The 14,360-nt window shown below is 70.1% G+C and carries 12 protein-coding genes; 6 read left to right on the forward strand and 6 right to left on the reverse strand.

Features of this window, described 5'->3' with window-relative positions:
* The first annotated feature begins 46 nt into the window (after positions 1-46).
* On the forward strand, positions 47-1,633 hold the full coding sequence (locus tag LX88_RS31280; protein WP_258951361.1) for an MFS transporter: 1,587 nt from the start codon (positions 47-49) through the stop codon (positions 1,631-1,633).
* 187 nt (positions 1,634-1,820) lie between these two features.
* On the opposite strand, the gene LX88_RS31285 is transcribed toward LX88_RS31280, so the two are convergent.
* From LX88_RS31285 to LX88_RS31295, 3 genes are read right to left on the reverse strand one after another with little or no spacing between them, the layout of a single operon-like run.
* On the reverse strand, positions 1,821-2,621 hold the full coding sequence (locus LX88_RS31285) for a TIGR03084 family metal-binding protein (protein ID WP_258951362.1): 801 nt from the start codon (positions 2,619-2,621) through the stop codon (positions 1,821-1,823).
* Between the two features lie 22 nt (positions 2,622-2,643).
* On the reverse strand, positions 2,644-3,876 hold the full coding sequence (locus tag LX88_RS31290) for a class I SAM-dependent methyltransferase (RefSeq protein WP_258951363.1): 1,233 nt from the start codon (positions 3,874-3,876) through the stop codon (positions 2,644-2,646).
* A complete protein-coding gene (locus LX88_RS31295; RefSeq protein WP_258951364.1) occupies positions 3,876-5,207 on the reverse strand; it encodes a nucleotide disphospho-sugar-binding domain-containing protein in 1,332 nt (443 codons plus the stop codon). The genes LX88_RS31290 and LX88_RS31295 overlap by 1 nt, the downstream gene beginning before the upstream one ends.
* A gap of 242 nt (positions 5,208-5,449) precedes the next feature.
* Here LX88_RS31295 and LX88_RS31300 point away from each other — a divergent pair, with 242 nt between their 5' ends.
* The 3 genes from LX88_RS31300 to LX88_RS31310 are packed head-to-tail and all read left to right on the forward strand — an operon-like array spanning position 5,450 to position 8,335.
* The gene (locus LX88_RS31300; RefSeq protein ID WP_258951365.1) at positions 5,450-6,187 is read left to right on the forward strand and encodes a DUF2306 domain-containing protein; all 738 of its coding nucleotides are present in this window, start codon (positions 5,450-5,452) and stop codon (positions 6,185-6,187) included.
* A gap of 2 nt (positions 6,188-6,189) precedes the next feature.
* Positions 6,190-7,347, forward strand: coding sequence for an epoxide hydrolase family protein (locus tag LX88_RS31305; protein WP_258951366.1), 1,158 nt, complete (start codon positions 6,190-6,192; stop codon positions 7,345-7,347).
* Positions 7,337-8,335, forward strand: coding sequence for an NAD-dependent epimerase/dehydratase family protein (locus LX88_RS31310; RefSeq protein WP_258951367.1), 999 nt, complete (start codon positions 7,337-7,339; stop codon positions 8,333-8,335). Before LX88_RS31305 ends, LX88_RS31310 begins: the two co-directional genes overlap by 11 nt.
* Here the strand turns inward: LX88_RS31310 and rfbA are convergent.
* A complete protein-coding gene (gene rfbA / locus LX88_RS31315; RefSeq protein ID WP_258951368.1) occupies positions 8,285-9,160 on the reverse strand; it encodes a glucose-1-phosphate thymidylyltransferase RfbA in 876 nt (291 codons plus the stop codon). The two genes, LX88_RS31310 and rfbA, sit on opposite strands and share 51 nt — an antisense overlap.
* A 152-nt stretch (positions 9,161-9,312) precedes the next feature.
* Here rfbA and LX88_RS31320 point away from each other — a divergent pair, with 152 nt between their 5' ends.
* Complete coding sequence (locus LX88_RS31320; RefSeq protein ID WP_258951369.1) at positions 9,313-10,416, forward strand: DegT/DnrJ/EryC1/StrS family aminotransferase; 1,104 nt, start codon at positions 9,313-9,315, stop codon at positions 10,414-10,416.
* Positions 10,413-11,804 (forward strand): NDP-hexose 2,3-dehydratase family protein, encoded by a 1,392-nt coding sequence (locus LX88_RS31325; protein WP_258951370.1) that lies wholly within the window; start codon positions 10,413-10,415, stop codon positions 11,802-11,804. Before LX88_RS31320 ends, LX88_RS31325 begins: the two co-directional genes overlap by 4 nt.
* Here the strand turns inward: LX88_RS31325 and LX88_RS31330 are convergent.
* The gene (locus LX88_RS31330; RefSeq protein ID WP_258951371.1) at positions 11,794-13,986 is read right to left on the reverse strand and encodes a helix-turn-helix transcriptional regulator; all 2,193 of its coding nucleotides are present in this window, start codon (positions 13,984-13,986) and stop codon (positions 11,794-11,796) included. The two genes, LX88_RS31325 and LX88_RS31330, sit on opposite strands and share 11 nt — an antisense overlap.
* Positions 13,944-14,345, reverse strand: a complete 402-nt coding sequence (locus tag LX88_RS31335; RefSeq protein ID WP_258951372.1) for an SgcJ/EcaC family oxidoreductase — start codon at positions 14,343-14,345, stop codon at positions 13,944-13,946. Before LX88_RS31335 ends, LX88_RS31330 begins: the two co-directional genes overlap by 43 nt.
* Positions 14,346-14,360: the final 15 nt, after the last annotated feature.

Genomic DNA, 14,360 nt, shown 5'->3' on the forward strand with positions numbered 1-14,360 from the left:
ATGAGTTCGGGTGCCGCTCGAGGCACCACACGGAAGGACAAGTTCCATGGAATCGACCGATCCGGCCGGGAACACCACGCGGGCGGGACGGCGGGAGTGGATCGGCCTCGCGGTGCTGGCCCTGCCGACGCTGCTGCTGTCGCTCGACCTGAGCGTGCTGTTCCTCGCACAACCCCAGCTGAGCGCCGACCTAAACCCGTCGGCCACCGAGCAGCTCTGGATCATGGACATCTACGCGTTCATGATCGCGGGCTTCCTCGTCACGATGGGCACCCTCGGCGACCGCATCGGCCGCCGCAAGCTGATGCTGTTCGGCTCCGCCGCGTTCGCCGTGGCGTCCGTGCTCGCCGCGTACTCGACGACCCCGGAAATGCTGATCGCCGCACGCGCACTGCTCGGCATCGCGGGCGCGACCCTGATGCCGTCGACCCTCGCGCTGATCATGACGATGTTCACCGACGCCAAGCAACGCGGCTTCGCGATCGGCGTGTGGCTGAGCTCGTTCATGGGCGGCATGGCCATCGGCCCGGTGATCGGCGGCGTGCTGCTCGGCTGGTTCTGGTGGGGTTCGGTGTTCCTGATGGCCGTGCCGGTGATGGTGCTGCTGATGATCACCGCGCCCGTCCTGCTGCCGGAGATGCGCGACCCGGACGCCGGCCGCATCGACCTGCTCAGCGTGGTGCTGTCGTTGTTCGCGATCCTGCCGGTCGTCTACGGCCTGAAGGAGATCGCCCAGCACGGCTTCAGCGCGTTCGCGGGCGGCTCGGTCCTCGTCGGCATCGTGTTCGGCGTGCTGTTCGTGCTGCGTCAGCGGACGCTCGACAGCCCGTTGCTCGACCTGAAGCTGTTCCGCAGCAAGACGTTGAGCGGTGCGCTGGTCATCATGCTGCTCACCTCGGCGACGATCTCGTCCAGCATCATGCTGTTCAGCCTCTACCTGCAGACCGTGCGCGGGTACTCGGCCGTCGAGTCCGGCCTGTGGCTGATCCCGGCCGCCACCGCCCTGATCGTCACGTCGCTGGTGGCACCGAAGTTCGCGCAGAAGATCCGCCCGGCCTACGTGGCTGCCGCCGGCCTCCTCGTCGCGGCCGTGGGCCTCGCGATCGTGTCCCAGGCCGGCCCCGCCACGAGTCTCGTGGTGGTGTTGCTCGGCTTCGTCCTGGTGCAGGCGGGCGTGGGCCCGATGGGATCGCTCGGCACGGAGATGGTCGTCGGTTCGGCACCCGAGGAGCGCGCGGGTTCCGCGGCCTCGGTCTCGGAGACGAGCACCGAACTCGGCGTGGCCATCGGCGTCGCGACCTACGGCACGATCGCCGCGGCGGTCTACCAGAACGTCGTCGCCGTGCCGCCGGGCGTTCCGGCCGAGGCCGCCGCGGCTGCTCGCGAAACGATCAGCGGTGCCGTCGCGGTGGCTGAGGGGCTGGCCACCGACACGGGCGCGGCCCTGCTGGATTCCGCGCGCACCGCGTTCACGGACGGCGTCAACACCGCTGCCGGCGTCGCCGCGGTGATCCTGGTGGTGCTGTCCGGGCTCACCGTGGTGCTGCTGCGGCACGTCGGCAAGACCGGCGAGGAGCCACCGGCCCCGGCCGACACGGGTGTTCCCGTGGCGGCGGAACGGGAAGTCCGGTGAACCGGTCGCGCCGGATCCGGTGGTGACCGATCCCCGATCGTCCGGTTCCGGCGCGACCACCCCCTACGAGTGAGCCCGGCATCGTGTCCCCCGCGATGCCGGGCTCACTCGCGCTCGTGGTGGTGACACGTCACCCGCGCACGAAAAGGGGCCGGGGGAGTCCCCGGCCCTTCCCGTCACCGCGGAGTCAGGCGGGCAGCCCCGCGAACTGCCCCGCCTCCCGCCCCGCCCCCGCCGGCCCGCGATAGGCCTGCGCGATCTCCAGCCATCCGTGAGCCTCGTCCCCGCTGGCCACCACAGCGAGATCCGCGTGGTGCCGCCGCCGAGCCACGAGCAGGCAGAAGTCGAGCGCGGGCCCGGAGATCCGCTGCGTGGCGTCCTCCGGTCCGAACGTCCACAACTGCCCGGCCGGCCCGGTCAGCTCGAACCGGAACGGCTTCTCCGGCGGGGTGAGGCCACGCACGAGGTAGCCGAACGTCATGGTGTGGAAGCCGAACCCGCACAGGTGCTTCAGGCGGTCCGTCGGCTCGCGGCGGATGCCCAGCGCGTCGGCGATGTCCTGGCCGTGCGCGAACAGTTCCATCATGCCGCCGGCCGCGAGCACCGGCGCGGGCAGCGGGTTCACGAGCCACGGCACGAGTTGCCCGTCGGGCACGGACGACAGCGCGCTGCCCGCGGCCTGACGTTCGGCCCGCCAGGTCTCGAGCAGCTTGCGGGGGCCGAGCGAGAGGTAGGGGGCCAGCGCGCCCGCGACGGCCGCGTCGAAGTCGGCTCCGATGCCCGCCACGAGGGTGGCGAAGGCGGCCGGGTCGGAGGCGGCGAGGCCCGCCATGCGGGTGGTCGAGGTGAGGTGGGCGATCTGGTGCGCGATCGTCCAGCCGGCGGCGGGGGTCGGCAGCGCCCACCCGGTCTCGGAGAGCGAGGCGACCATGCGGTCCACCTCTTCGCCCTCGGCTTTCAGTGCGAGGAACACGTTGTCTTCGGTCACGCTTCTGTCCTCCTGGGCCGGGCTAAACGATGTGGACGTCGGGTACGTAACGGATCCATCGGCCGCCTGACTCGCGGAACCCGATCTCCTTGGCCAGGATCTCGTCGGCGTGGTTCCACGCGAACAGCACCGCGTAGTCCGGGTACGGGTCGGCGAAAGCGTCCGGCGGGCGCACCGGGATGTGCGAGCCGGGGGTGAGGCGGCCCTGCTTGGTGGCGCTGGTGTCACTGATGAACGGCACGAGGTCCGGCCCGATGCCGCAGAAGTTCAGCACTGTCGCGCTCTTCGCGGTCGCGCCGTAACCGGCGACGGTCTTGCCCTCCGCGCGCAACGATCGCAGCAGCTCCACCAGATCGGTCCGGATCCGCGCGACGTTCGAGGCGAACCGCGCGAGCGTCTCCGCCGAGGTGAGGCCGGACAGCTCCTCCTCGGCGGCGAGCTCGGCGACAGCGGGCGACACGGGGCGGGTTCCCTTGCGCGCCAGCGTGTAGCGCAGCTCGCCACCGTGCACGGTCAGCCGTTCGGCGTCGACCAGCTCCAAGCCGTGCAGCAACGCCATGAACTGCACCGACCGCACGGTGAAGAAGAAGAAGTGCTCGTCGTAGATTTGGTCGAACGAGTTGCGCTCGACGATGTCCGCGAAGTAGGGGTCCTCGAAGACGAAGATGCCGCCGGGGGAGAGCAGGGTGGCGACCCCGCGCAGGATCGAGCCGATGTAGGGGATGTGGCACAACGTGTTCGCGGCGAACACGACGTCGGCCGGACCGTGCTCCGCGAGGATCTCGGCGGCGGTCGGCTCGTCGAAGAACGCGTTGCGCACCTGCACGCCCTTGGCGGCGGCGAGCTGGGCCACCCCGCCGGACGGTTCGACGCCGAGGTGGTGGACGCCCTCCGCGGCGAAGGACTCGAGCATCACGCCGTCGTTGCAGCCGATCTCGACGACGAACGGCGCCGGCCCGGTGAGGTCCTGCCGCAACCGGGCGGCCAGCGTCGCGAAGTGCTCGCGCATGAACTGCGAGCCCGACGACAGGTAGGGGTAGTCGTGGTGGAACATCTTGTCACGGGGAACCTCGGACATCAGCTGCACCATCGTGCACGACCCGCACACCCCGACGGCGAGCCGGAAGCGGAAGTCTCCGGCCGGATCGCCCGGCGGCAGGAAGGCGTCGGACAGCGGCTGTGAACCGAAGTCGGCGAACTCCCGCACGACACCGGTGCACACGTGGCAGACGGAGTTCTTTCGACCGGTGTCCATCACGCCCCCGCCCGCTGCTGCTCGACGAGCCGCGTCAACACCGGCACGAGCTCACCAGGACTGGGTGCGGCCGCCGCGTCGAGCCGCAGCCGTTGCGCTCCTTCAGCGAACGACGGCTCCGTGATCACCCGCATGACCCGCTTGCGCATGGCGTCGATCGAGTGCCTGGCGAAGTCGAGCGTGAGCCCGGCGCCCTGCTCGACGACCCACGCCGCGGTGTCCGACGACTCGATGTCCTTGGCCGCCAGCGCCCACTCGGTGCCGGTCTCGCTCTCGGTGAGCAGTCCCTCGTCACCTCCGGAGTCCAGGATCAGCTGCGGCACCCGCAGACCGGCCGCCGCCGAGAACGTGCCGACGCCGCCGTGGTGGATCAACGCCGCGCACGTCGGCAGAAGCTGGTTGAGCGGTACGTAGTCGACGATCCGCACGTTGTCCGGCACCGCGCTCACCCCGGCGAGCTGCGTCTCGTTCAACGTCGCCACGACGTCCACGTCCACTTCGGACACCATCTCCAGCAGTCCGGGAACGTGGTCCCAGCCGCCCTTCATGACCAGCCGCCGCGACTGGCCGAGCGACAGCCCGACGCGTGGCCGGTCCTGGGGCGCGTACAGCCAGTCCGGTACGGCGGTCTGGCCGGAATACGGGATCCAGCGCATCGGCACGGTTCTGGTGGCCACGGGCAGCCGCATGCCGGCGGGCAGCGGGTCGATGGTCCACTGGCCGAGCAGCAGATCGCGGTCGACCTCGACGCCGTGCCGGTCGGCGGCCGGGCGCACGGTCTCCGCCAGCGGGTTCCAGTTCGTGCCGATCCGGTCGAGCGTCCACGCGAAGTAGTCGAGGCCCCAGTGCAACCGGGCGTGCGCCGCGCCGCTCACCCGCGCGCCGATCGCCCCGGCGGGGAAACACGCGTCCCACACCACGAGGTCCGGCTTCCAGGCCTGGCAGAAGCCGACGAACTCGTCGACGACGGGGTGCGCGTCCGACGAGGCGGCGCCGACCGGGTGGAAGTCCCAGATGGGCGGCAGCATGAACTGGCAGAACACGTCCCACAGGTTCTGCTCCGCCGGGGTGTTCGGGCCGAGCGCGAGCCCCGTCTCGTCGAGCTGTGCCCGCGTGGACGGCGGCGTCGGACGTCCCGGCCCCATCAAGGCCGGTGCGCTGTCGGCGGATCCGAGCGACACGGCGGTGAGCCCGACCGCGGCGACGGCGTCGGCGAGTGCCGGATGCGCGGCGACGCAGACCTCGTGCCCCGCGCTCTGCAGAGCCCAGGCGAGCGGAACCATCGGATTCAGATGCGACGGTGTTGGCCAGGGGGTGAACACGACTCGCATCGGCTGCTCCTCAGCGTGGGGAAAGCGAATGACGCAGACACGGTGACGGCCATCCTGATTCGCGCGGAGCAGCGTGCGCATCTCCGAAGTTGCGGAGCGTGAAACCCCTGGCACCCCTGGGTTTCCGAGCCCGGAACACAAGGCGTCCGCAGAGCAATCTGTGAGAAGGAAGTGCCGCTGTCCAAAGCTACGGTCAGCGGGCGCGCGCATCGGGTGGAATTTGCTGGCTGAGGAGGAAGTTCATGACTGATCAGCTCGCTCCGGTGGCCGATCGCGCGCCTGCCGCGAAGCCTCGGGTGACGTCGAGGCCCGTGTGGCGAAATCCTTGGTGGATGGCGTTGGTGGCGCTCGTGGTGGCATTCTTGGTCTACGCCTTACCTCCCTACTTCGACCTCGACCCGGCGAAGTCGCTGTCGCCGATCGTCGAGGGCTCGTCCATCCACTACCCCTTGCTCATCCTGCACATCGTCGCCGGCACGCTGGCTCTGCTCACCGCATGCCTGCAGATGTCGTCGTGGGTGCGGAGCAGACATCCGCGTCTGCACCGGACAAGCGGGATCATCTACATATTCGGCGGGGCGCTCCCCGTCGCGGTGACGACGCCCGTCCTGCTCATGTTCTCCGGCGAGATCGCCGCGGGACCGGGCAGGGTCGGCAGGTTCGTGCTCGGCCTGCTGTTGCTGCTGAGCACGATCGTCGCGTACCGGCTGGCGCGCCGGCACCGCTACGCCGACCACCGCCGGTACATGATCTACAGCTTCGCACTGATCATGGACGGTGTCGGCACGCGGCTCGTGCTGTTCCTGCTCGGTGTCGTGCCGGTGTTCGGGGTGCAGTTGCCGTGGACCGCGCAGATCGACCAGGGGCTGCTGTTCGAGATGGTCGGGTGGTGTGTGTGGGTGTTCAACCTGCTCGTGGCCCAGTGGTGGATCGAGCGGACCAAGCACCGGAAAGTCCTGCCCGCCAACGTGAAAGGCTGACCATGCGCCCCTTCCGGATCGACGTGCCCGACAGCCGGCTCGACGAGCTGCGCCGCCGGATCGCCGCGACTCGCTGGCCCGCCGCGATTCCCGGCACCGGCTGGGAACGCGGGGTGCCGCCGGAGTACCTGCGTGAGCTCGCCAAGCACTGGTCCACCGACTTCGACTGGCGCGTGGTGGAGCAGCGGCTGAACTCCTGCGACCAGTTCCTCACCGAGATCGACGGCGCGACCGTGCACTTCCTGCACGTCCGCTCCCCGGAACCGGACGCGCGCCCGTTGCTGCTCACGCACGGCTGGCCGGGATCGGTGATCGAGTTCCTGGACGTGATCGGCCCGCTGACCGACCCGCGCGCCCACGGCTGGGATCCGTCACAGGCGTTCCACCTCGTCATGCCCTCCCTGCCCGGCCACGGTTTCTCCGGCCCCGTCGACCAGCCGGGCTGGGACGTCCCGCGGATCGCGAAGGCGTGGGCTGAACTGATGGCCAGGCTGGAGTACGACGCGTACTTCGCGCAGGGCGGCGACTGGGGCTCGTTCATCTCGCTGGAACTGGCCAGGCGCGATCCGGAGCACGTGCGTGCCGTGCACGTGAACATGCTGGTGACGGTCCCGTCCGGTGATCCGGCGGAACTGGCCGGCCTGTCCGAACAGGACTTCGGCCGCCTCGGCGGGTTGCAACGGTTCGACCAGGAGCTCTCCGGCTACCTGAAGCTGATGTCGACCAGGCCGTTGACCGTCTCCTTCGGACTGAACGACTCCCCGGCCGGCCTGCTGGCGTGGATCGTGGAGAAGTTCAAGGACTGGACGGACCCGGCGACGGAGTTGCCTGAGGACGCGGTGAACCGGGACGCGCTGCTCGCCAACGTGACGCTGTACTGGCTGACCGAGACCGCCGCGTCGTCCGCGCAGCTGTACTTCGAGGCGGGCCCGCAGCTCGGGGCGATCTTCACGCCGGGCGTGCGACCGGAACCCGTGCCCGTGCCGCTGGGCGTGAGCGTGTTCGGCGGAGACGTCGTCGCACCGGTCCGATCACTCGCCGAGGCCGACTACCCCGCGATCACCTCGTGGTCGGAGGTGCCGCGGGGCGGGCACTTCGCCGCCATGGAGGAGCCCGAGGCGTTCGTCGGCGAGGTAAGGAAGTTCTTCGGTGCGGTCTGACCTGCACGGCCGCACGGCCCTGGTCACCGGGGCGACGGGTTTCCTCGGCGCGCACCTCGCCGGGGAGCTCGTCGCCCGCGGTGCGACGGTGCTCTGCCCGTGCCGGTCGGGAGTGCTCGCCCTGCCTCCGCACGACCGTCTGCGGCCTGTCCGGCTCGACCTGCTCGACCGGACCGGCCTGGCACGGCTCGTGACGTCCTGCGAGGTCGACCTGATCGTTCACAGCGCGGCCGTGGACGGCACTCCGGAGGACAAACGGCTGCGCGCGGGCACGATGATCGACGAGAACATGCGGATGGTGTCGAACGTCCTCGACAGCGCGCGGCGGGGCGGGGTCGCGGACACGGTGCTGGTGAGCTCCAGCGACATCTACGCGGGCTCCGTGCCGTGGCCGATCAGGGAGACGGAGGACCACCACACGGACATGCGGTTCGCGCAGGACGGGTTCTACCTCTCCAAGGTGTACGCCGAGGTGCTGGCCGAGCAGTACGCCCAGGAGCACGGGATGCGCGTGCACCTGCCGCGGCCCGCGAGCATCTACGGTCCAGGAGACGACTTCGGGCCGCGGTCGCTGCGGCTGATCCCACGGCTGATCTCCCAGGTGCACGCCGGGAAGGAGGTCGAGATCTGGGGAAGCGGCGAGCAGACCCGCACGTTCGTCTACGTCACCGACGTCGTCCGCACGATGCTGGCGATGATCGAGCACCCGGCGCACCGCGTCGCGAACATCGGTACGGCGGAACAGGTTTCGATACTGGCGCTCGCGCAGCTCGTCGGGGAGGCACTGGGCATGCCGGTGCGGGTCAGGACGGATCCGGGCAAGCCGACCGGCCGGTCGAGCCGCGATCTGGACCTGACCCGCATGCGGGAGATCGGCGGCCGGTCACCGCTGCCGCTGCTGGAAGGCCTGCGCCGCACCGTGGCGTGGTACCGGTGGTCAGCCGCGCAGCTCGCGGGCGATCTCCATGACGTATCGGCCGTATCGTGAGTTGCCGTACCGCCGGCCCGCCGCGAGGCACGCGTCGGTGTCGATGAAGCCCATGCGCAGCGCCACTTCCTCCAAGCACGCGATGCCGACGTCCTGGCGTTGCTCCAAGGTGCGGACGTACTGGCTCGCCTCCAGCAACGCCTCGGGCGTGCCGGTGTCGAGCCAGGCGAAACCGCGGCCGAGGTCGACCATCTTCGCGAGGCCGCGTTCCAGGTAGGCGCGGTTGACGTCGGTGATCTCCAGTTCGCCGCGCGCCGAGGGCCGCACCCGTCGCGCGATGTCGACGACGTCGTTGTCGTAGAAGTAGAGGCCGGTGACGGCGAGGTCCGACCTCGGCCGCGCCGGCTTCTCCTCGAGCGACAGCAGGCGGCCCGTGTCGTCCAGTTCGCCGACGCCGTACCGTTCCGGATCGCTCACCCGGTAGCCGAACAACACGCACCCCTTGACCGCGGTGCTGTGCTTTTCCAGCACGCGCTGGAATCCAGGGCCGTGAAAGATGTTGTCGCCGAGCACCAATGCGACCGAATCGTCGCCGATGTGCTCCTCGCCGATGAGAAACGCCTCGGCGAGGCCGTTCGGATGCGGTTGTTCGGCGTAGTCGAGGTGGATGCCGAACTGGCTGCCGTCGCCCAGCAACTGCCGGAACAGCGGCACGTCCCGGGGCAGCGAGATGATCAGCACCTCGCGGATCCCGCTCAGCATGAGCACGGACAACGGGTAGAAGATCATCGGCTTGTCGCCGACCGGGAGCAGCTGTTTCGAGATCGCGGCGGTCATCGGGCCCAGCCGGGAACCGGTGCCGCCGGCGAGAATGATTCCCTTCACGGAACCCAGTTAACGGCAGTCGTCGCGGAAACCGGCGGTATTTGTTCGATAGTGCGCTGCGCGGCGCTGTAGGGGTTGGTAGGGGTTGGACGCAGGGGTGTCTGTGAATCTAATTGAGGTGATTCACGGAGAACACACTCGGAGGTAGCGCCGTGGGAACGTCGGTGTGGGATTACCTGGCTGAGTACGAAGAGGAGCGCGACGACATCCTCGACGCGGTGGACAGCGTGTTCCGCTCCGGCAGGCTGATCCTCGGCGGCAGCGTCGCCGGGTTCGAGTCCGATTTCGCCGGCCACCACGGTGTGCGGCACTGCGTCGGCGTCGACAACGGCACGAACGCGCTCGTGCTCGCGCTCAGGGCGTTGCAGGTGGGGCCGGGTGACGAGGTGATCACCGTGTCGAACACGGCGGCACCGACCGTGATCGCGATCGACTCGGTGGGCGCCACCCCGGTGTTCGTCGACGTGCGCTCGTCGGACTACCTGATGGACGTGAGCCAGGTGGCCGCCGCGATCACCCCGCGAACGAAATGCCTGCTGCCAGTGCATCTCTACGGCCAGTGCGTGGACATGGCGCCGTTGGAGGCGTTGGCGGAGGCGCACGGCATCCCGATCCTGGAGGACGTCGCCCAGGCGCACGGCGCCACACACCACGGCCGGATCGCCGGCAGCATGGGCGGTGCGGCGGCGTTCTCCTTCTACCCCACCAAAGTCCTCGGCGCGTACGGGGACGGAGGTGCGGTCATCACCTCGGACGACAAGGTCGAGGAACGGCTGCGGCGGCTGCGCTACTACGGCATGGCCGAGCGCTACTACGTCGTGGAGACCCCTGGCCACAACAGCCGGCTCGACGAGGTGCACGCGGAGATCCTGCGCCGCAAGCTGCGCCGCCTCGACTCGTACCTGGCCGGCCGCCGCGCCGTCGCCCGGCGGTACGCGGAAGGCTTGGGGGACACCGAACTCGTGCTCCCGCACGTCGCGGACGGCAACGAGCACGTGTACTACCTCTACGTCGTCCGCCACCCCGACCGGGACCGGATCATCGAGGAGCTCAAGGCCCGCGACATCTTCCTCAACGTCAGCTACCCGTGGCCCGTGCACACGATGACCGGCTTCGACCACCTCGGGTACGCGACGGGGTCGCTGCCGGTCACGGAGGCGTTGGCCAAGCACATCTTCTCGCTGCCGATGTACCCCTCGCTCGACCCGTCCGTCCAGGAGAAGGTCATCGACGCGCTGCGCGAGGTGCTCCGATGACGAACATCGTCACGCAGATCGCGTTGTCCGCACACGACGTCGAAGGCGGGCACCTGGACCTGCCCGACTTCCACCGCTGGTTCGCCGGCCTCGCCGAACGCTGCTACACGCGTGCGCGGCGGATCCCGCTGGACGCGCTCGACGGCTGGCACACCGTGGCGGGCAGAGGCGACATCGTGCACTCCAGCGGGAAGTTCTTCACCGTCTGCGGCATCGACGTCGAACTGCCGGGCAACGCGGTGCCGCGCTGGACCCAGCCGATCATCAACCAGCCCGAGGTGGGCATCCTCGGCATCCTGGTCAAGGAGTTCGAGGGCCGCCTGCACCTGCTGATGCAGGCGAAGCCGGAACCGGGCAACCCCAACGGCCTGCAGCTCTCACCGACCGTGCAGGCCACCCGCAGCAACTACACGAGGGTCCACGGCGGCCAGGACGTGCCCTACCTCGACTACTTCCGCGACACGTCGAGGCACACCGTGGTCGCCGACGTGCGGCAGTCCGAGCAGGGCGCGTGGTTCTACCAGAAGCGCAACCGCAACATGATCGTGTCGGTGAGCGAGGACGTCGAGCTGCTGGACGGCTTCTGCTGGCTCACGCTCGGTCAGGTGCACCGGTTGCTGCTCGTCGACGACCTGATCAACATGGACGCGCGGACCGTGCTGTCGTGCCTGCCTTTCACCGGCGCCGGCAACCTCTCCGGTGCGGGGGAGGAGTTCCGGGACGTGGTCGCCCGGTCATGCGGTCCCGCGGTGCCCGGCGTGCACAGCGAGGACGAGATCCTGCGGTGGATCACCGACGTGCGCACCCGCACCGAGGTGCGGACCCGGCTGGTCCCGCTGCACGAGGTGCGGCAGTGGCATCGCACCGAGTACTCGATCACGCACGAGACCGGCAGGTTCTTCGACGTGATGGCGGTCGAGGTGCAGGCGAGCGGACGTGAGGTGCGCACGTGGACCCAGCCCATGATCGAGCCGTACGGGACGGGCCTCGCGGCCTTGCTGGTCCGCCGGATCAACGGCGTGCTGCACGCGTTCGTGCGCGCGACCGCCGAGCCCGGTTTCCTCGACGTCGCCGAGCTCGCGCCGACGGTGCAGTGCACACCGGAGAACTTCGACGTCCTTCCCGAAGCCGCTCGTCCGCTGTTCCTGGACCTGGCGGTCACCGCCCCCGCGTCGTCGATCCGGTTCGACGCGGTGCTCTCCGAGGAGGGCGGGCGGTTCTTCCACCCGCGCACCCGGTACGTGATCATCGAGGTGGACGAGGAGCTGGAGCACCCCGACTTCCGCTGGGTGGTGCCGCACCAGCTGGTGGGTCTGTTGCGGCACAGCCACTACGTCAACGTGCAGGCGCGGACGCTGGTGGCGTGCCTGCACAGCCTCACCTCGTGAGCAGCTCGCGCGGCAGGTCGTCGCGTCCCGCGACCTCCAGCTTGCGGTAGACGCGGGTCAGGTGCTGTTCGACGGTGCTGACGGTCACGCACAACCTCAGGCCGATCTCCCGGTTGCTGTGTCCCGCCGCCGCGAGTGCGGCGACCCTGCGTTCGGCGGCGCTGAGAACACCCTGCGCCGCACCGGGTTCGCCGGGCAGTCCCGACTCCCGGCGGGCCCGGCGGCCGAGCAGGCGGGCCTCCGCCAGCACGCCCCTGTCGCGCTGGTCGCGGCCGAGGTCGGCGAGAGCGCGGGACAGTTCGAGGCGGTCGCCCGCGTGTTCCAGTTTCCGCACGGCCTCGCGCAGCAGCCGGGGTCGATCCGCCCTGGCCGCGGTCCTGGCGAGCAGCCTCAACGCGATGCCGGTCGTGCGCGGGTCCGCGGTGGCTGCGATCTCCTGCTCCAGCAGGGCTTTCGCCGGCCAGGGCTGTCCGAGCGCGAGCCTCGCCTCTGCCGCGCCCAGCCGGTCGCCGCACGCGGTGAAGTCGTCGAGGGCCGCGTGTGGCCGGTTCAGCGCCAGGTGGTGGTGGCCGCGGGCGTGCCGGTAGCGCGGCCCGAAGACCGTGCGGAACACCGCATCCGGCACGTGGTGCGGCTCCGTTTCCCGGCCGAGCGCGGCATCGGCGAGCAAGGCGAACCGCAGCGGGAACCCGATCACCACGCCCCAGGCGTCCGCGCTGAGCCCGGCCAACGCGGCCTTGGCGGACGCGGCCGTGGCGGCGACGTCCCCGCGGCGCCACGCGTCCTCGGCCCGGACGCAGTCGAGCAAGGCCCGCATGGTCGGCTCGCCGGCCTGTCTCGTCAGTGCCGTCAGCCAGTGCTCGAACCTGGCCGGCCCGATCTGACGCAGGGCCTGCACCACTGCCTCGGGAGCGGAATCGGCGTGCTGCCGTTGCAGGACGCCTTCCGGGTCGACCGGCGAGAGTGCTCGCCCGGTGATGAACTCGTGGCACAACGACAGCTCGGCCGGCCGGAGATCCGGGAGACCGAGCGAGAAGTCGCCCTGCCACCACCGCGCTCGCAGCACGACCGGGTCGAGTCCGGAGCAGGGGAGCAGGGTGCGGGCCGCTGCCGCTGGATCCGTGCGCCACTGCACCTGGCCGAGTTCCAGGCGCACGGCCCGTGCGTCAGCCGGGTCGCACGTCCGCAGCGCGAGGCGCAGGCTCTCGGCGGCCAGTTCGGAAGTGGCGGAGCGAGCCGCTCGGCGCAGCAGATCGGTTCCACCCACGACTGTCTGCGCGGCGACGCAGTGAGCGGCGATGTCGGTGTCCGGCGCACCCGCGTCGTGCAGCAACATCGCCGCACGCTCGTGCAACGCGACGGCGTGGACCCGTGGCAGCGCACCGAGCAGGATCTCCGCTGCTCCCGGCAGCCGGAACTGCCTGCCGTCGAACAGGCCGCTGTCGGCGAGCGTGGAGGTCAGCGCCGTGGCCGCTGCCTGGTGGCGTCCGGTCAACGCGCTGAGCAAGGATGTGTGCGGTCCGAGCGCCGCGAGTCCACAAGCGGCCTCGAACAACGCGGAGCCCCCGCCACGCAACAGATCCAGGAACGCGCGTCGCGTCGCCGGGCCGATCTCCCCACCGTCGTCCCGCAGAGCGGCCAGCAGGGCCGGGTTGCCGCCGCTGAGCGCGTGCAGCTCCGGGGTGGCGTCGGGAGACAGCGGGCGCAACCAGACCTGCTCCCACGTCGACAGCTCGGCGCGATGAGGGGAGTCCGTCGCCGAGTGGGTCACGACGACGCGCACGTCCGGAAATCGACGCAGCCACACCAAGAAGGCGACCGACTCGGGATCCGAGTGCTGGACGTCGTCCACCGCGACGAGGGTCGGCTGGGTGGGCGAGAGCCGGGGAGCCAGCTGGTTCGCGATGCCGAACGGGACAGTGCGTTCGGACGGGACCGCGGTCGCGGACACCACTCGTGCGCTGGACCGCGCGAGGGCCGCGCGCAGCAGGGCGGAGCGCCCGCACCCCAGGCCGCCGCTGACGACGACCTGGGGTGGACCGAACAGCACCGTCCGCAACGCGGCCTCGCGCTCGAGCAGGGAATGGGGATCCGTGCTCCGCCGGGAACCGTTGTTCGACCGGCGGGGCACGGATCGGGTCAGGCGTTGATCGGCGTGTTCTGGTAAGCGGCGATCAGCCATCGGCCGTCCTGCCTGGCCAGCACCCAGGTCGCCCTGATCGCGCGTTCGGGTGCGACCGCCGTGTCGCCGGGCGCGAGCACCCCGCCCTGCGTGACGATCACGCCCGCGTCCTCGCCGAGGTAGCGCGCGTCGAGCGGCTCGCCGAAGACGCGCGTGCCCTGGTACGGACCGGCGAACGCCTGCGTCATGAACCCGCGGATGCCATCACGGCCCTGCAGGAAGATGTCCTTCGGCAGGATCAGCGTGGCGTCCTCGGTGAACAGGTCGCTGAACGCCGCGCCGTCGTTGGTGGCCCAGGTCTCGATCATCTTGGTGGGCAGTTCGTGCATCTGCTCCGCACCGAGTTCGGTGACCGACATTTGTGTCCCTTTCAG

The organism is Lentzea californiensis, assembly GCF_024648825.1.
Lineage (GTDB): Bacteria > Actinomycetota > Actinomycetes > Mycobacteriales > Pseudonocardiaceae > Lentzea > Lentzea californiensis.